Consider the following 17,319-nt stretch of genomic DNA (forward strand, 5'->3'; position numbering starts at 1 on the left):
ATCCACGTGGACGAGGACCCGCTCACCTGCGTGGTCCGCGGCACGGGGCGCATCCTCGACGATCCCGAGAAGTACCGCACGGTCCTGACGACGTAGGCGGGAGATGGCCTTCCGCGCTGATCGCTACGGCACCCGGGCCGACACGGCCGTCTTCCTGGCTTGCCTGCTGCTTTCGCTGACGGCCCTGGCACTCCCCGAGGGCCTGCGCGCGCCGGTCGCCGGCGCGCTCCGCCGCACCGTCCTGCTCCCGCTGCTCACGCTCCAGCATCGCGCCGTGGAGTCCGCCGAAGGGCGGCGGCGCCTAACGAGCCTGCGCGCCGAGCGCGACTCGCTCGCGCTGGCATCGACCTTCCTGCCGGGCCTGCGCTCGGAGAACGACCGGCTGCGCGGCCTGCTCGGCTTGGGCGCCCGCCTGGGTTACGGCTTTGTGACGGCGGAAGTGCTCCACCAGTCGGGCATCACGGACGGACTCACGCTGGTGCTTTCGGCCGGCCGCGAGGAGGGCGTCGAGGCGCTCTCGCCGGTGGTGACGGCGGAAGGGCTGGTCGGGATGGTGCGGGCCGTGGACGCTCACACGAGCGTGGCGCTCGCGTGGACGCACCCGGACTTCCGTGCCAGTGCGATGGTCGAGGGGCAGCGGATCTTCGGGATCGTGGCGGCACGCCGTGGTGAGGCGGCCGGGGAGCTGATGGAGCTGCACGGCGTGCCTTACCGGGACCTCCTGAACCCGGGGACACGGGTCGTGACGTCGGGGCTGGGCGGCGTTTTCCCGCGCGGCATCCCGCTCGGCACGGTACAGGGGAAGCTTTCGGAGTCGGCGGGGTGGGAGCGCACCTACCTGCTCCGGCCCGCGGTCCACCCCGCCGAAGCCAGTCATGTGATGTTGCTCGCGCCGGCGCGCTCCGCGGACACGCTGACGGCGGCGTACGCGGCACCCGGCGCGCAGCCCGAGAGAGCCGCGCCGCTTCCCGTGCCTGCCGCTCCGCCGCGCCGGAGGCTGCGTCCGTGAGAAGCCGCGCGGCCGCCGCCCGCTTCTGGGCCGTGCTGGTCGGCCTCCTGGTCGCGCACTTCACGCTGCGGCCGCGCCTCGGCGACCCGCGGTTCGCGCCGGACTTCGTCCTTATCGCGCTGTTGTTCCTGGCGATCCGCACGCGCCCGGGCATCGGGGCGGGCGCCGGGTTCCTGGTAGGGCTGCTCACCGACGCCGTGGCGCCCACGGCCTTCGGCGCCGCCGCCTTCGCGACCACCGGCGTGGGCTATCTGGCCGGCTGGCTCAAGGCCGTCTTCTTCGCCGACAACCTGCTCATCAATGCCCTGTTCGTCTTCGTTGCCGCGTGGGCTCGGGATGTCATCGAGGTGCTGGCGGGCAACCAGCTCTCGGGCGGAGCGCTCGCCTGGCAGCTCCTGGCATTCTCGCCGCTGGCTGCGCTCACCACTTCGGCCGCGGCGTTGGTGGTCCTACTCTTCTTCCGCGGCTGGCTTCGCGGCGGCTCGTCCGCGTGAGCACCCGTCAGGCGTTCCATCCGTTCCTGCTGGTGCAGCGCGGCGACGCCGCAACGCGCGCGCTGCTCGTGGTGTTCGGCCTCCTCGCCCTGCAGTTCTTCCGCCTCCAGATCGTGCAGCACACGCAGTACGACCTGAAGTCAGAGTCCAACCGGCTGCGGCCGGTGCCGCTCGCGGCGCCTCGCGGCCTCATCCTGGACCGGCGCGGCCGGATCATCGCGGAGAACGTTCCCGGTTATTCGGTGCTGCTGCTGGCAGCCAACGAGGATTCGCTGAAGGCCATGCTGGGCCGGCTCCAGCCGCTCACGGCGCTCGACTCGGAGCAGACGCGGCGGGTCCTCTCCCGTTTCCGCTCCGCGCCCTACGAGCCGACGCTGGTAGTGAAGGACGCTCCGTTCGACCTCGTCTCGACGCTCGAGGAGCGGCGCGCGATGTTGCCTGGGCTGGTGATCCAGACGGAGCCCAAGCGCGCGTACCCCGACAGCACGGCCGTGGCGCACCTGGTCGGTTTCGTCGGCGAGGTGACCGAGCAGGAACTGGGCACGACGCAGTTCCTGAACCGCCGGCCGGGAGCGATCGTCGGGAAGGCGGGCCTGGAACGGGAGTACGAGGACTCACTGACCGGAGCGGACGGCGTGCGCTTCGTGGAGGTCGACGCGCTCGGCCGGGTGGTGCGCGACGAGGGCGCCGCATCGTTGCCGACCGTGGCCGGACACGTGGTCCGCACCACGATCGATCTCGACCTCCAACGCTACCTGGCGTCCATCTGGCCGCCGGCCCGCCGCGGCGCGATCCTGGCCATGGACCCGCGCACGGGTGCCATCCTCGCGCTCTATTCTTCTCCTCCGTACGACCCCAACGCGTTCGTGGGCGGGATCAACCGTGACGCCTGGCGCGCGCTCAACGAGGACCCCGCCCGGCCGCTGCTCAACCGCGCCATCTCGACGCGCTATCCGCCCGCCTCGACCTTCAAGCTGGCCATCGCCACGATGGCGCTGCGCCACAATCTGGTGCGGTTCGATTCGCACATGCCGCAGCCCTGCCGGGGCGGGATGCAGTTCGGCAACCGGTTCTTCAAGTGCTGGAAGAAGGAAGGGCACGGTTCGCTGACGCTCGAGCAGGCCATCGCCTCTTCGTGCGACGTCTACTTCTACCAGCTTGGCCTGCGTCTGGGCGTGGCGAACCTGGTGGATGACGGCAACCTCCTCGGCTTCCGATCGGCGACCGGCGTGGACCTCCCCGGCGAAGTGCGATCCTGGTTCCCGGCCTCGACGGCTTATTTCGACCAGCTCTACGGGCGCGGCCGATGGACGAACACGGTCGCGATCAGCCTCTTCGTCGGCCAGGGCGAGAACGCCCAGACGCTCATCAACATGGTCCGCTTCTACGCCGCACTCGCCAACGGCGGCCATGTCCCGATTCCGCACGTCGTGACGCCGCGCGGGGCCTCACCGCCGGACGTCCCGCTCGCCGACACGACGTTCCTCGGCATCAGGCGCGCGCTCATCGCCGTGGTGGAGCGGGGCACCGCCCGCGGCGCTCGGCTCGACCGCATCCAGATGGCGGGCAAGACCGGCACCGCGCAGAACCCGCACGGGCTCGACCACGGCTGGTTCATAGGATTCGCTCCCGCGGACAACCCGGCCATCGTGGTGGGCGGGATCATGGAGTTCGCCGAGCACGGGACCACCGTTGCGCCGTACGTGGCGCGAGCGATCGAGCGCTTTCTGCTCGGACCTGACTCCGGGCGCGCCGGGAGCGTCGAAACGGAGATCGTGCCATTGATCATTCCGGAGGATTCGGCGCCGCGGTCGCTGCCGATGGACTCGCTGCCGGCAGGCACGGCGCCGGCCACACCGAGACCGCGGGTCCGGCCGCGGCCGAGGACGCGATGAAGGCGATCGCGAAGCTGGACCCGCCGCTGGCGCTCGTCACGTTCGCCCTCACTGTGTTTGGCCTGGCGATCCTGTACTCGGCGGGGCAAACGGACGTGCTCACCTCGGTCGCCGGCATCTGGAAGAAACAGCTGCTCTTCCTTGGCCTCGGCGTGGCGTGCGCGGTCCTCGTCACGCGCTTTTCGCCACGGTTCCTCGAATGGGTCGCGCCCGCCTGCTACGCGGCGAGCCTGCTCGTCCTGTTCCTGACCCTCATCATCGGGACGGGCGGCACCGGGACGGCCGCCTCGTCCAGGTCGTGGATCACGATCGCCGGCGTGCGCCTCGGCCAACCGGCGGAGTTCGCCAAGCTGGCCACCATACTTATGCTCGCCCGATACCTCTCGGCCCAGCGGGCACCCGCGGCAACGATGCGTGAGCTGATTCTGCCCTGCGCGATCGCTGTCGCGCCCGCGGCGCTGGTGGCCCTCCAGCCGGACCTCGGGAGCGCGATAGTCTTCGCGGGTATCCTCTTCACCATGCTCTTCTGGGCGGGGGTGCGCCTCCCGTTCCTGGTGCTGCTCGCCTCTCCGATGCTCTCGCTCATCCTTGCCTTCTCGGCCTGGTCTTGGGGAGGATGGATCCTGCTCCTCGGCGTGCTGCTGGTGGTCTGGCGGCCGTTCGTCTGGGAAGGGCTGGCGGTGCTGGGCGCCAACCTGGCCATGGGCGTCATCGCGCTTCCGCTCTGGCAAAGGCTGGCCTCGTACCAGCAGCACCGCCTGATCTCGTTCCTCAATCCCGAGGCGGATCCGCGCGCGACCGGCTGGCACATCATCCAGTCCAAGATCGCTATCGGGAGCGGGGGGTGGCTCGGGAATGGCTTCACGCTGGGCTCCCAGAAGCGGCTCGCCTTCCTGCCGGCGCGGCACACCGACTTCATCTTCTCGGTCGTGGGTGAGGAGCTGGGCTTCATCGGAGTGATAGTGGCCCTCGCCATGTTCATGGCGCTCCTGGCGATACTGATCCGCGTCGCCCGCCGCTGCCCGGACGCGTTCGGCAGCCTCGTTGCCTTCGGGATCATGGGAGTGTTCTTCACCCACATCTTCGAGAACGTCGGCATGACCGCGAATGTGATGCCCATCACAGGTATCCCGCTGCCGTTCTTTTCGTACGGCGGGTCGTTCCTCCTGACCTGTTTTCTCGGGATCGGGCTTGCCATGCGGCTCGCACAGGAGGGGCGCGAGCTAGGCTATCGCGAGCTGTAGCAACGACTTAGCGGGAGATACTGGCGCCTTCCACGCTAGCGGCTAAGATTGAACTGTCCATTGAGGGGTCGTTGGCGGGGCTCCTCCAGCGCTCACGTACGCAACCAACCACATCGGCGTCCATGGCCTGGTTCCGCAAGGATCGGCGGCCTCGTACGTCTCAGCGCGAACGGCTGGAGATCCCGGCCGACGTCTGGGAGAAGTGCGAGGAGTGCGGGCATGTCGACGCCCGCGAGAATTTCGCCCGGTCGCTGGAGGTGTGCCCGAGCTGCGGGCACCACCGGCGTATCGAGGCGGCCGACTACGTCGCGCTCCTGACCGACGACGACAGCTGGACGCCGCTCGACGAGGCTCTCCGGTCGGTGGACGCCCTGCGGTTCGAGAACTACCGGGAACGGCTCGCGGCGGCGGTCAAGAAGGCGAGTCCGGCCGACGCCATCCACACCGGCACCGCGGTGCAGGACGGGCTGGAGATCCATCTCGCCGTTATGGACTTCAAGTTCATGGGCGGCTCGATGGGATCGGTGGTGGGCGAGAAGATCGCGCGGCTGGCTCGGCGGTCGCTCGAGGGCAAGGTCCCGCTCATCATCGTCTCGGCTTCGGGAGGCGCCCGGATGCAGGAGGGCGTGCTCTCGCTGATGCAGCTGGCGAAGACATCAGTGGTCATCGCGCAGCTCAAGGAACACGGGATCCCCTTCCTCTCGATCCTCACGAACCCTACGACGGGCGGCGTTTCGGCCTCCTACGCCATGCAGGGGGACGTGATCATCGCGGAGCCCGGAGCGGTGGTCGGTTTTGCGGGGCCGCGCGTGATCAAGCAGACGATCGGGCAGGACCTTCCCGACGGGTTCCAGACCGCGGAGTTCCTGCTCGAGCACGGGATGATCGACGCGGTGGTTCCTCGCAGCCGGCTCGCGTCGACGTGCTCCAGACTGATCCGGTTGCTTCAGGGCCATCCCGCCTCGACCGGAGAACTAGCCTCCTGACGGTTCGCACCTTCGACGACGCCTGTCGCTTCCTCTTTCCCAGAACTAGAGGTATCAAGTGGGGCATCGAGACGACCGAGGCGCTCCTGGGCGCGCTCGGGCATCCCGAGCGCCATTTCACCTCGGTCCACGTCGGCGGGACGAACGGGAAGGGCAGCACCTGCGCCATGCTGGCGTCGGTCATGCGCGCCGCCGGCTTCCGGGTAGGGCTCTACACGTCGCCGCACCTCGTGTCGTTCCGCGAGCGGGTGGTGGTGGACGGCGTCGCGATCAGCGAGTCCGCGGTTGCCGCCTGGGTGGGGCGGCTGGAGGAGGTCGCGATCGAACGTGAGGCGTCGTTCTTCGAGATAACGACTGCGGCGGCCTTCGCGGACCTCGCGGCACGCGGGGCGGAGATCGCGATCATCGAGGTAGGGCTGGGAGGCCGGCTGGATTCCACCAACGTGTTGACGCCGGTGGCGTGCGGCGTGACGCGGATCGCGCTCGAGCACACGGATTACCTGGGGCCGGACCTGGCCGGCATCGCCCGGGAGAAGGCCGGCATCGCCAAGCCCGGGGTGCCGTTCGTGACCACGGAGCCGGACGACGGGGTGGCCGCGGTGCTGGAGGCGGAGGCGAGATCGCGCGGGGCGCCGTTCGAGCGGGTGCCTGTGGCGCGTGGTGCAGGGTTTGCGCTGGGCCTGGCGGGGCCGCACCAGGTGGCCAACGCCGCCTTGGTGGTGCGCCTGGCCGAGCTGCTGCCGCCCCGGTTCGGGGTGAATGAGGCGGCAGTGCGCTCGGGTCTCCGGGACGCGCGCCTTCCGGGCCGGTTCGACCGGCGGGGCCGCTGGCTGTTCGACGTGGCCCACAACCCGGACGGGATCCGGTCTCTGGTCTCGGCGCTGCGTGTCACCAGCGTGCCTCGGCCGGTGGTGGCGGTGGTTTCCATCCTAAGGGACAAGGCGTGGCGGGAAATGCTGGAGCTGCTCGCTCCCGCAGTGGATGCGATGATGCTCACCCGCGCCCCCAGCGCGCCGGCCGACCGGGTGTGGTCGCTGGAGGAGGCCGAGGCGTGGGCGCGCTCGGCTGGGTTACCGGTGAGCGCCGAGTCGGATTTCGACCAGGCTCTCGCGCTCGCGGGGCGGGGAGCCGCGACCGCGCTCGTGACCGGGTCGTTTCACACCGTCGGCGACGCCATGGCTCGCTTGCCCGGCGTCGCGCCGCTCGGCTAGATTCCCCCGATGAAGTTCGTCGCCCTGCCGGGGTTTCGCGATGCCTTTCCCGACGTCCTCGCGTGCCGACGCCGCATCTTCGAGGCCTGGCGCCGCGTCGCGGCCCGCTACGGCTTCGAGGAATACGACGGGCCGCCGCTCGAGCCGCTCGATCTGTACACGAAGAAGAGCGGTGAGGAGATCATCGAGCAGCTCTATGCCTTCAACGACAAGGGCGGCCGGAGCGTCGCGCTGCGGCCGGAGATGACGCCTACGCTGGCGCGGATGGTGTCGGCGCGGGCGCCGCAGCTCAAGAAGCCGATCCGCTGGTTCTCGATCCCGCAGCTCTTCCGCTACGAGCGCCAGCAGCGCGGCCGGCTTCGCGAGCACTTCCAGCTCAACATGGACATCATCGGCGAGGCGGGACCTTCGGCGGACGCCGAAGTGATCGCCGCGGCGGTGGACATCATGGCGGAGCTGGGATTCGGGCCCGATGACGTGCGGGTGCGGCTCTCGGACCGCAGGGTCCTGGGCGCCGTGCTGACCGGCGAGCTGGGTGTGGCGGCGGACGAGCTGCCCGGCGTGCTTGCCGCGCTCGACAAGTACGAGCGGGCGCCGGAGGCGACGGCAAGGGCGCTCGAGGAGGCGCTGGGATCGACGGAGCGCGCTCGAGCGGTCCAGCACTTCGCTGAGTCGCTGGGCGAGCCGGGGCCCCTCCTCACATCCGCGGCGGCCACCGGCCTGAACGAGTGCATGGCGAGCCTCAGGTCCATGGGGCTGGGCGATTTCGTGGACGTGGACTTCCGCATCGTGCGGGGGTTGGCGTACTACACCGGGATCGTCTTCGAGCTGTTCGATGCGAAGCGGTCGCTCCGGGCGATCTGCGGCGGCGGGCGCTACGATGACCTGTTGAAGCAGCTGGGCGGCGTGGACCTGCCGTGTGTCGGGTTCGGCATGGGAGACGTGGTTCTGGGCGAACTGATCGCCGAGCGCGACGGGGCGCCTCAGGCCCAGGCATCGGTGGACGTGTTCGTAGTCGCGGTCGAGGACGGAGACCGGCCAGAGGCGCTCTCGCTGGCCCACGCGCTGCGAGCAAGGGACGTGCGGGTGGAGTACGCGTTGAAGCGCCAGGCGGTCGGGAAGCAGCTCGAGCTGGCCGCGGCGCGCGGCGCCCGGCATGCGATCATAGTCGGTCCGGCAGAGCGCGAAGCAGGGGAAGCGGTGGTGCGGGACCTGGTAACGAAGGTCGAATCACGGGTAAGGCTGGAAGAAATGAGAAGGGACTATGCGTTCACGCGTTGAGTGGCTGGCGGTGGTCGCGGTGCTCGCGGCGTGCCGCGTCGAAGGAGGCTCGCCTCCGGGTCAGCAGGCCGCGGGAGAGCCGGTGGATCCGCATGGCGACGGCTTCAGTTTCGAGGCGCGGCCCGACAGCGCGCCGCCGGCGGAGCATCAGGTCTTCGACCGGAAGCGCGAACAGGTCGGCCCGGGTGTGGTGAGGCTGACGCTCGGCGCGCTCGTCCGCGTGGACGGCGGGCGCGTCGCGGCGCGCACGGCGATGCAGGCGATAGCCGACGAGGCGCGACGCCAGGACTCTACCGTCGCGGCGATCCGGGTCCTGGCGTACATCCCTCCGACGCCCGGCGGACCGCGGGGCGCCTCGCTACAGCCGCTGGGCTATCTGGACTGGGTGCCGCCCGCCGGATGGGACGCGCTCACGCCCGGGAGCGCCAGGGGGTTCCATCGGTACAACGTGGTTTTCCTGGCAGACTTCCCGGGGCACCAGACGCCGAGGCAGCCTTGAGCGACGGCGGCGGCATCACGCCGAGGGCCAAGGACTTCAGCGCCTGGTACAACGACGCGATAATGCGCGCGGAGCTGGCCGACTATTCGCCGGTCCGCGGCTGCATGGTCATACGTCCCAACGGGTACGCGATCTGGGAGCTGATGCAGCGGGCGCTCGACGACATGTTCAAGGCGACCGGCCACCGCAACGCGTACTTCCCGCTCCTCATCCCGCAGTCGTTCCTCGCCAAGGAGGCCGAGCACGTCGAGGGCTTCGCGCCCCAGACGGCGGTGGTCACTCGCGGCGGCGGCAAGGAGCTGGACGAGCCGCTCGTCATCCGTCCGACGTCCGAGACGATCATCTACGCGATGTTCGCCAAGTGGATCCAATCGTACCGCGACCTGCCGCTGCTCATCAACCAGTGGTGCAACATCGTGCGCTGGGAGATGCGGACCCGGCTGTTCCTGCGCACCACGGAGTTCCTCTGGCAGGAGGGGCATACGGCGCACGTAGACGAGGCGGATGCCGAGCGCGAGACGCGAATGATCTTGGGGCTGTACCGGCGCTTCGCGGAGGAATGGATGGCGATGCCGGTGATCACGGGCATCAAGACGGCGAGCGAGAAGTTCGCGGGCGCGCTCCGCACTTTCGCGATCGAGGCGATGATGCAAGACAACCGGGCCCTTCAGGCCGGCACATCGCACAACCTGGGGCAGAACTTCGCGAAGGCGTTCGAGGTGAAGTTCCAGACGGCCGAAGGCGGCATGGACCACGTGTGGAACACGTCGTGGGGCGTCTCGACCCGCCTGATCGGCGCGCTCATCATGACGCACGGCGATGACGTCGGCATCATCTGCCCGCCGCGGCTCGCGCCGGTGCAGGTGGTGATAGTGCCGATCTACAAGACCGACACCGAGCGGGCGGCGGTGATGGAGGTCTCCACCAAGTCCCTGGAGATGCTGCGTGCCGCCGGCATTCGCGTCGAGCTGGATGGTCGCGAGGGATTGAAGCCCGGGGCCAAGTACTATGAGTGGGAGGGGCGTGGGGTGCCCCTTCGGCTCGAGATCGGCCCGCGTGACGTGGGGCAGGGCCAGGTCACGGCGGCGCAGCGCACCGGCGGGGAGTCGCCGATCCGCATCGTGGACCTGGTGGAGGGCGTGACGTTGCGGCTCGAGTCCATCCAGCGCGAGTTGCTCGAGAAGGCGCGCGCGTGGCGCGAGGAGCATACGCGGCGCGGCGTGACCAAGGACGAGCTGATCGCGATGATGGAAGGGGAGGGCGGCTTCGCCTACGGCGGCTTCTGCGGGAGCGGGGAGTGCGAGGCCGCGATCAAGGAGCGGACCAAGGCTACGGTCCGCGTGCTCCCGGACGAGGAGTTCCGGAGCCATCCTTCGCCGACGCGCTGCGTGTGGTGCGACGCGTCGTCCGTAGCCGAGGCGGTGTGGGCGAAGGCGTACTAGCGGTCGAGGGGGTCACCCTCCGGGAGATCGCCGGGGCCGCCGGCACCCCGGTGTACGTCTACAGCGCCGGCCGCATCCGCGAACAGTATCGTGCCTTGTCAGCCGCCCTGGCTCCGGTGCGGCACCGCATCTGCTACTCCGTCAAAGCCAACGGCAACCTGGCCATCCTCTCGCTCATGAAGTCGCTCGGCGCGGGCGTGGACATCGTCTCTTCCGGCGAGCTGGCGCGCGCGCTGACGGCGGGCTTCACCGGCGCCGACGTGGTGTTCAGCGGCGTCGGGAAGACGGCCGACGAGATGCGCGCGGCCCTCGCGGCCGGCGTAGGCATGATAAACGTGGAGTCGGAGGAGGAGCTGGCGGCCCTCGCCGCAGTGGCGCAGGGGACGGGCGCGGTAGCGAGCGTCGCGATACGGGTGAACCCCGAGGTCGCGGTGGACACCCATCCGTATACCACGACCGGCACGAGGGGGAAGAAGTTCGGCGTGCCGTTCGACGAGGCGGAGGAGCTGGCATTCCGCGCCTCGAGGACCCCGGGGCTCGCGCTGATCGGCCTCGCGATGCACATCGGCTCGGGGATCACCGACACCGCACCGTTCGTGGAAGCGATGCTCAAGGTCATGGAGGTCGTGCACGGCCTCAGGCGGCGGGGAGTCGGGTCGCTCACCACGCTCGACTTGGGCGGGGGGCTGGGCATCCGCTATCAGGAGAGCGACCGGCCGTTGGACGTGAATGCCTACGCGGACGCCGTGCTCCCACACGTCGCGACGTCGGGGCTCGGTCTGGTGGTGGAGCCGGGACGCTTCCTGGTGGGCAGCGCGGGCATTCTGGTCACGCGGGTGCTATACCGCAAGAAGTCGGGCGGACGGATGATCGCGATCGTGGATGCCGGGATGACGGACCTCATCCGGCCCAGCCACTACCAGGCGTATCACGAGATCACCGTTGACTCGGCGGACGGCAGGCCTCTCGTCGCCTACGACGTCGTGGGGCCGATCTGCGAGTCGGGGGACTTCTTCGCGCTGGACCGCGAGTTGCCGGAGCTGTCGCAAGGAGATCTCCTGCGGTTGGGTGGCGCCGGGGCGTACGGTTTCGTCATGACCTCCACCTACAACGCCCGTCCGCGCCCTCCCGAGGTGCTGGTGGACGGAGACCGCTTCGGAGTCGTCCGTGAGCGCGAGTCCCCGGAGGACCTGATGCGCGGCGAGTGCCTGGAACCCGAGTGGAGGAGCGCCGGGTGAGCGAGTCCCAGCGCATCCTCATCCTCGATTTCGGGTCGCAGTTCACCCAGCTCATCGCGCGGCGGGTGCGCGAGTCCCACGTCTTCTGCGAGATCCATCCCCCAACGCGCGGCCTCGCGTGGATCAGGGCCTACGACCCGGTCGGTGTCATCCTCTCCGGCGGGCCCAACTCGGTCTACGACGAGGGAGTCCCCACGACCGACCCGGGCGTTTTCGACCTCGGCGTGCCGGTGTTGGGCGTGTGCTACGGGATGCAGCTGATGGCGCACCTCATGGGCGGCGAGGTGAAGAACTCGGGCGAGCGCGAGTACGGGCGTGCGGAAGTCGAGATCCTCGGCAGCGAGGATCTGTTCGCCGGGTTCGGCGCGGGCTCGCGCGCGACGGTGTGGGCCTCCCACGGCGACCGCGTCGAAGTGGCGCCGGATGCCTGGACGGTGCTCGCGCGCAGCGCCAACGCGCCGGTGGCCGCGTTCCGTCATCGGGAGCGGCCCCTCTTCGGCGTGCAGTTCCACCCGGAAGTCGTGCACACCCCGCGCGGCGGCGAGATCATCCAGAACTTCCTGTTCCGGATCTGCCATGCGAGCCCGTCCTGGACCGCGGGGCACTTCGTCGAGAACGCGGTGCGCGACATTGGTGAGAAGGTGGCCGACCGGCGTGCGATCTGCGGCCTTTCGGGCGGGGTGGACTCGGCGGTGGCCGCGGCCCTGGTCTATCGCGCCATCGGCAAGCGGCTCACCTGCATCTTCGTGGACCACGGCCTGCTGCGCGGTGGCGAGCGCGAGCAGGTCGAGCGCACGTTCAAGGCCGAGTTGGGCGCCGACCTGATCGTGGTGGACGCGCGGCGGCGGTTCCTGGACAGGCTGGCCGGCGTCGAGGACCCGGAGGAGAAGCGGCGCCGCATCGGTCACACTTTCATCGACGTCTTCGAGGAAGCTGCGAAGGGGGTGGGCGGAGAGGTCGGGTTCCTCGTGCAGGGGACGCTCTACCCCGACGTCATCGAGTCGGTCTCGCCGAGGGGCGGGCCGTCGGTCACGATCAAGACGCATCACAACGTGGGCGGGCTCCGGCCCGATCTCCCGTTCGCGCTGATCGAGCCGTTGCGCGAGCTGTTCAAGGACGAAGTGCGGCAGGTGGGACGCGAGCTGGGTTTGCCCGAGGACATCGTGCGGCGGCATCCGTTTCCCGGGCCCGGCCTCGCCGTGCGCATCCTGGGCCCGGTTGACGCCGAGCGCGTGGCCGTGCTTCAGAAGGCGGACGCGATCTATCTCGAGGAGATCCGTGAGGCGGGGCTCTACGACCAGATCTGGCAGGCGTTCGCGGTACTGCTGCCGACCCGCACGGTGGGGGTGCAGGGCGACTTCCGCACCTACGGCAACGTGGTGGCGCTACGGGCGGTCACGAGCCACGACGGGATGACGGCGGACTGGTACCACTTCCCGCACGAGGTGCTGGGGCGGATCGCGACGCGGATCACGAACGAGGTGAAGGGGGTGAACCGGGTGGTGTACGACGTGAGCTCGAAGCCGCCGGCGACGATCGAGTGGGAATAGGGGAGCAGGGAGCGGGGAGCGGTACCATTCGCGCGCCTCAAGGCGTCGGCGCGCACGAAAGGAACCGCTCCCCGCTCCCCGCTCCCCTTTCTATAGTCCCTTCTCCTCGATCAGCTTCAGGAACTCCCCCGGCGTACTGATCTCCAGCAACCGCTTCGGCACATCCTCTTCCTTCGCGAACTGGGCGATCTTGCCGAGCACCGGCAGGTACTGGTTCGACACTTCCAGCGGCGGCGCGACGATCATGAAGAAAAACTGCGCCGGCTGGTCGTCGATGGCCTTGTAGTCGATTCCCTCCGCCTTCCGGCCGAAGGCGACGCGGAGCCGGTTGACGACCAGGGAACGGGCGTGCGGGATGGCGATGCCGCGGCCGATGCCCGTGGAGCCGAGGTTTTCGCGCCGCTTCAGCATCTTGAAGAGCAGGCCCTGCGACTTGTCGTCGAGTTGAAGGAGCTGGACGAGCTCCTTGAGGATGTCGTCCTTGGTCGTGCCGCCGAGCGCCAGCTTGATGGCGTCTTCGGCGAAGAATTCGCGGAGGAGCATAGGGGGAGGAAGCTAGCCGTGGGGGCCGGGGGGGGCAAACAATGCCGGCGCCGGCCTGTTGCCGCTCCGCAACGGACGGTTTAGGTTGCCCGCGTGAGGTTCCCCTACTCGACGGGACACGAGTTCCCGCTGTTCCTCGCCCCCATGGCGGGGGTTTCCGAGGCGCCGTTCCGGCTGCTATGCCGGCGATTCGGCGCGGACGTCGTGGTGTCCGAGTTCCTGTCTTCTGAGGGACTGCGCCGGAAGAACGAGCGCACCCTTGAGATGGCTTGGTTCGACGCCGAAGAGCGGCCGATAGGCATCCAGATCTTCGGCGCCGAGCCCGCGGCGATGGCGGAGGCTGCGGCGCTCGTCACCGAGATCTTCCACCCGGAGTTCGTGGACATCAACTTCGGGTGCCCGGTCAAGAAGGTGGTGAAGCGGAACGGTGGGTCGGGGTGCCTCAAGGACCTGACGCTGGTAGAGAGCATCGTTCGCGCGGTCGGGGATGCAACGCTGCTCCCCGTCACCGTCAAGATCCGCTCCGGGTGGGACGAGACGTCGCGCGACCCGGTGGGGATCGCGCTCCTCTGCCAGGACGCCGGCGCGCGCGCCCTCACGCTGCACGCCCGGACGCGCACCCAGATGTTCTCCGGTGATGCGCGGTGGGAAGAGATCGCCGCGGTCGTGGAGGCGCTCGACATCCCCGTCATCGGGAACGGCGATGTCACGACGGCGGAGGACGTGGTGCGGATGCGCGAGACCACCGGCTGCGCCGGAGTTATGATCGCGCGCGGGAGCTTCGGCAACCCCTGGATCTTCGGGCAGGCGCGGGCCCTCCTCGAGGGCCTGCCGAAGCCGCCCGACCCGAGCCCGGAGGAGCGCTTTGAGACGGCGCTGCGGCACGCGCGGCTCACGCTCGCGGTCGAAGGCGACACCCCGAAGGCGGCGGTCGAGTTCCGCAAGCACCTGGGCTGGTACACGCGCGGGCTGCCGGGCAGCGCCGAGCTGCGGGCCAAGCTCCACCAGGTGGGGTCCCTCGCGGAAGTGGAAAATCTCTTCGCGGACTATCTCGGCTGTCAGGCGGTCCTCGCCGCCGTGTGAGCGGCGCTCTCCTCTTTCTCGTCATCGGCGTTGTCGCGGGCAGCCTGCTGGGGTGGCTGGCGGCGCGCCGGGCGTTGCCCAGGCCGGGCCCGGTGCCGCGCCCGCCGGCCGACGACCTGCCCGGCGGCGACTCGCCCGAGAGCATCCCCGGCGTTCCGGCCGAGGCCTCCTTCGATCCACTGGCGTACGCCCTGGTCGAGCGGTGCGCGCTGCGCGTGGGACTCCCCTGCGCCCTCATCGTCCGCGAGCTGGACGGCGCTCCCGCGGTCATCGCGGCGGTCGCCGGCGGAATGGACGCGCGCCTGGTGGGCTTCCCGGTGGAGCTGGATTCCCCTGCGGGCCGCGCCATCACGGACGGGATCCCGGTCGTCGGGCAGGCGGGCGAGCCGGTGGTGCGCGCGTCGCGCGGGGACCGGCGGCGCGCGGTGCGCGGCGGCGTCGCGGTGCCCGTCGCCCTCGGGGCGCGGGTGCTCGGCGCGGTGGTGGCGTTCGGGGAGGCGCCGGACGGTGGGGCCGAGATGGTGCGCTCGCTGACGGAGTTGGTGGGGCGCTTCGCGCCTCGGCTGGTCCCGGCGCACGCGGTGGCGGTGGCGGAGAAGAAGGCGGTCACCGACGAGCTGACCGGGCTCCCGAACCGCCGGGCGCTGAACCAGGCGGTGGCGCGCATAGGCAGCGAGCGGGCGGCGCTGATCGTGCTCGACATCGACCACTTCAAGCAGGTGAATGACAGCCTCGGCCATCCGGCGGGCGACGCGGCGCTGCGCCACATCGCCCGGCTGCTGCGCGAGGCCGTCCGAGGCCGGGACATCGCCGCGCGGGTGGGCGGCGAGGAGTTTGCGGTCTGGCTCCCGGGCGCCGACCTCAAGCTGGGCCGCGAGGTGGCGGAACGGCTTCGCCAGCAGGTGGAAGCCGCGCCCTTCCGCCATCAAGGCCACGAGCGCCCGCTCACGATCTCCTGCGGCGTGGCCGCCTACCCGGTGCCCGTCGGTCATCCTGACAACCTGATGGCCACGGCGGACGCGGCCCTGTACCGGGCCAAGCGGGAAGGGCGGAACCGGGTGGTGGTGAGCATGGGCGAGCCGGCCTAGGCAGGCCGTCCCTACGGGTTCCGGCCCCGCACCGTTAAATTGAAAGTCGTCCCCGGGGGCGTCTTGGATTCGACGGGTGCCGTGGGGCGATTGATGCGTGCCGAGGTCCTGGGTCCTCGTAAAACCTCTGGGAAACGTTCAAATGCCAACGCTGAGTACGCGCTGGCTGCGTAAAGCTTAACCGCTTTGCGCACCTGCCCGAGATGGAGCCCGCCTGAGGCGCCGCTCGGGTATCGAAAAGTCAGGCTGGCCGAGCGTGGCGCCCTGGAGCGCGCGGCGAGATCTGAGGGGCTAGACCGATTGCAGGCTTCCCGACGGCCGGCAGGCGGCGACGGCATGAATATCGGGATACGCACGTAGACGCAGTCGCGGATCGATGCTCGGACCGGGGTTCGATTCCCCGCGCCTCCACTGCAAGACTGTTCAAGAAGAGAAGGCGTTGAATGTTGAAGAACGAAAGGCGTTGAAGGTTCGCGGGCGGCCCCCGACCCTTCAACGCCTTCTTCTCTTCAACCCTTAACGCCTTTCTCTATTCGACGTTTTTCCGTATCTTGGCCCCCGACCCCAAACCAGGACCCCGCATGACCAGCGCCGACCCGTCGCCAGCCGCGCCGAAACACACGCCCGTGGTCACGGACCTCATGCGCCTGATCCGGGCGCCGTTCGCGCCGACGGGAGTGTTCGAGGAGCAGCGCGACACCCCGACCTTCTGGATGCCGTGGCTGCTGGTCAGCATCGCCTTCGCCGCGGTGTCGGTGCTCCTCTCGCCGTTCCAGGTCCAGGCGATGAAGATCGCGGCCGAGGCCGGCGGGCGGCCGTTGCCCCCGGGTTTCGAGAAGTTCGCCCTGATCGGCGTCGCGGCGACGCCCATCGTGGTGCTGGTCATGACGCTGGTCGCGGCGGTCTTCCTCTGGCTGCCCCTGATGGCCACCGCGTCGGAGGTCCGCTTCAAGGGCCTGATGTGCGTCACGATCTTCGCCTGGCCGATAGCGATCCTTCAGCAAGTGCTCAACTACGTCGTGCTGTCGATCAGGGGCGTGGACAGCGTACAGTCCGTGCAGGACATGCAGGTCTCGCTCGGGCTCGACCTGCTGCTCTCGGCGGATGCCCAGGTTAGCACCTTCGTCCGCACGTTGCTCCAGGGCATCGGGCCGCTCCAGGTCTGGTCGGTCGTCATCGTGGCGTCCGGGCTGATGGCGCTCGAGAAGGTCTCGAGCGGGAAGGCCTGGACGGCGGCGACAGTCTCCTACCTCGCGGTGCTGGTCGTCTCGGCCGGGGTGGCGGCGATGTTCACCTAGAAGTTGAATAACGAAAGACGTTGAAGGTTGAAAAGAAAAAAGGCGTTGAAGGGTCGGAGGCGAGTGCCTCAACTCTTCAACGCCCTTTTCCCTTCAACCGTCCTAGCGCGTCCGCAAATCCACACTCGCGTACAAGTACCGGCCGTTGTACCCGAACGGTGACGCTGCGGCCCACGGGAACGTGCCGAAGTTGTTGTTGTATTCCTTCACCGTGCCGGCGCTCGGGTCCGTTGGGTCGACCAGGGTCGCCGAGCTCGGCGCATCCGGATACGTGTCGAAGATGTTCCGGACGCCGATCGCGAGGTTCATCAGGCCGAAGCGATACCCCACTTCGGCGTCGAACAGGGTCTTTGCCCCGTACGTTTCCCGGCACCGATCGTAGTATCCCGGCTGCGCGGAGGAGAACCCGCCGAAGTAGGATCCGCGGACCAGCGCCTGGAGCCGTCCCGTAGAGTATT

16 protein-coding genes and 1 other RNA gene are annotated in these 17,319 nt (G+C 69.3%); 15 read left to right on the forward strand and 2 right to left on the reverse strand.

What is annotated here, in order from left to right; all coding sequences use genetic code 11:
- The first annotated feature begins 103 nt into the window (after positions 1–103).
- The 11 genes from mreC (at position 104) to guaA (ending at position 12,849) form a co-directional block, all read left to right on the forward strand.
- On the forward strand, positions 104–1,009 hold the full coding sequence (gene mreC, locus Q8Q85_00775; GenBank protein ID MDP3772780.1) for a rod shape-determining protein MreC: 906 nt from the start codon (positions 104–106) through the stop codon (positions 1,007–1,009).
- The gene (gene mreD, locus Q8Q85_00780) at positions 1,006–1,503 is read left to right on the forward strand and encodes a rod shape-determining protein MreD (protein MDP3772781.1); all 498 of its coding nucleotides are present in this window, start codon (positions 1,006–1,008) and stop codon (positions 1,501–1,503) included. The genes mreC and mreD overlap by 4 nt, the downstream gene beginning before the upstream one ends.
- Positions 1,500–3,398 (forward strand): penicillin-binding protein 2, encoded by a 1,899-nt coding sequence (gene mrdA / locus Q8Q85_00785; GenBank protein ID MDP3772782.1) that lies wholly within the window; start codon positions 1,500–1,502, stop codon positions 3,396–3,398. The genes mreD and mrdA overlap by 4 nt, the downstream gene beginning before the upstream one ends.
- Positions 3,395–4,642 (forward strand): rod shape-determining protein RodA, encoded by a 1,248-nt coding sequence (gene rodA, locus Q8Q85_00790; protein ID MDP3772783.1) that lies wholly within the window; start codon positions 3,395–3,397, stop codon positions 4,640–4,642. Before mrdA ends, rodA begins: the two co-directional genes overlap by 4 nt.
- A gap of 122 nt (positions 4,643–4,764) precedes the next feature.
- Positions 4,765–5,628 carry an acetyl-CoA carboxylase, carboxyltransferase subunit beta gene (gene accD / locus Q8Q85_00795; protein MDP3772784.1) on the forward strand — a complete coding sequence of 288 codons (864 nt, stop codon included), beginning with the start codon at positions 4,765–4,767 and terminating at the stop codon, positions 5,626–5,628.
- Positions 5,565–6,839, forward strand: coding sequence for a Mur ligase family protein (locus tag Q8Q85_00800; GenBank protein ID MDP3772785.1), 1,275 nt, complete (start codon positions 5,565–5,567; stop codon positions 6,837–6,839). The genes accD and Q8Q85_00800 overlap by 64 nt, the downstream gene beginning before the upstream one ends.
- Before the next feature lie 9 nt (positions 6,840–6,848).
- On the forward strand, positions 6,849–8,120 hold the full coding sequence (gene hisS, locus Q8Q85_00805; GenBank protein MDP3772786.1) for a histidine--tRNA ligase: 1,272 nt from the start codon (positions 6,849–6,851) through the stop codon (positions 8,118–8,120).
- Positions 8,104–8,619 carry a hypothetical protein gene (locus Q8Q85_00810; protein MDP3772787.1) on the forward strand — a complete coding sequence of 172 codons (516 nt, stop codon included), beginning with the start codon at positions 8,104–8,106 and terminating at the stop codon, positions 8,617–8,619. The genes hisS and Q8Q85_00810 overlap by 17 nt, the downstream gene beginning before the upstream one ends.
- On the forward strand, positions 8,616–10,061 hold the full coding sequence (proS, locus tag Q8Q85_00815) for a proline--tRNA ligase (GenBank protein MDP3772788.1): 1,446 nt from the start codon (positions 8,616–8,618) through the stop codon (positions 10,059–10,061). Before Q8Q85_00810 ends, proS begins: the two co-directional genes overlap by 4 nt.
- The gene (gene lysA / locus Q8Q85_00820) at positions 10,043–11,299 is read left to right on the forward strand and encodes a diaminopimelate decarboxylase (GenBank protein MDP3772789.1); all 1,257 of its coding nucleotides are present in this window, start codon (positions 10,043–10,045) and stop codon (positions 11,297–11,299) included. Before proS ends, lysA begins: the two co-directional genes overlap by 19 nt.
- Positions 11,296–12,849 carry a glutamine-hydrolyzing GMP synthase gene (gene guaA, locus Q8Q85_00825; protein ID MDP3772790.1) on the forward strand — a complete coding sequence of 518 codons (1,554 nt, stop codon included), beginning with the start codon at positions 11,296–11,298 and terminating at the stop codon, positions 12,847–12,849. The genes lysA and guaA overlap by 4 nt, the downstream gene beginning before the upstream one ends.
- Before the next feature lie 90 nt (positions 12,850–12,939).
- Here guaA and Q8Q85_00830 read toward each other — a convergent pair whose 3' ends face one another.
- The gene (locus tag Q8Q85_00830; GenBank protein ID MDP3772791.1) at positions 12,940–13,392 is read right to left on the reverse strand and encodes a PTS sugar transporter subunit IIA; all 453 of its coding nucleotides are present in this window, start codon (positions 13,390–13,392) and stop codon (positions 12,940–12,942) included.
- Between the two features lie 93 nt (positions 13,393–13,485).
- Between Q8Q85_00830 and dusB the strand changes: the two genes are divergently transcribed.
- The 4 genes from dusB (at position 13,486) to Q8Q85_00850 (ending at position 16,861) form a co-directional block, all read left to right on the forward strand.
- Positions 13,486–14,475: a tRNA dihydrouridine synthase DusB gene (dusB, locus tag Q8Q85_00835; protein ID MDP3772792.1), complete on the forward strand. Its 990-nt coding sequence runs from the start codon at positions 13,486–13,488 to the stop codon at positions 14,473–14,475.
- Complete coding sequence (locus Q8Q85_00840; protein MDP3772793.1) at positions 14,472–15,563, forward strand: GGDEF domain-containing protein; 1,092 nt, start codon at positions 14,472–14,474, stop codon at positions 15,561–15,563. Before dusB ends, Q8Q85_00840 begins: the two co-directional genes overlap by 4 nt.
- 54 nt (positions 15,564–15,617) lie before the next feature.
- Positions 15,618–15,977, forward strand: a transfer-messenger RNA (tmRNA) gene (gene ssrA, locus Q8Q85_00845).
- Positions 15,978–16,144: 167 nt separating this feature from the next.
- Positions 16,145–16,861 (forward strand): YIP1 family protein, encoded by a 717-nt coding sequence (locus Q8Q85_00850; GenBank protein MDP3772794.1) that lies wholly within the window; start codon positions 16,145–16,147, stop codon positions 16,859–16,861.
- 102 nt (positions 16,862–16,963) lie between these two features.
- Here the strand turns inward: Q8Q85_00850 and Q8Q85_00855 are convergent.
- On the reverse strand, positions 16,964–17,319 hold a 356-nt coding region (locus tag Q8Q85_00855; GenBank protein MDP3772795.1), incomplete at its 5' end, for a hypothetical protein.

The sequence above is a fragment of the Gemmatimonadales bacterium genome, assembly GCA_030697825.1.
Taxonomy (GTDB): domain Bacteria; phylum Gemmatimonadota; class Gemmatimonadetes; order Gemmatimonadales; family JACORV01; genus JACORV01.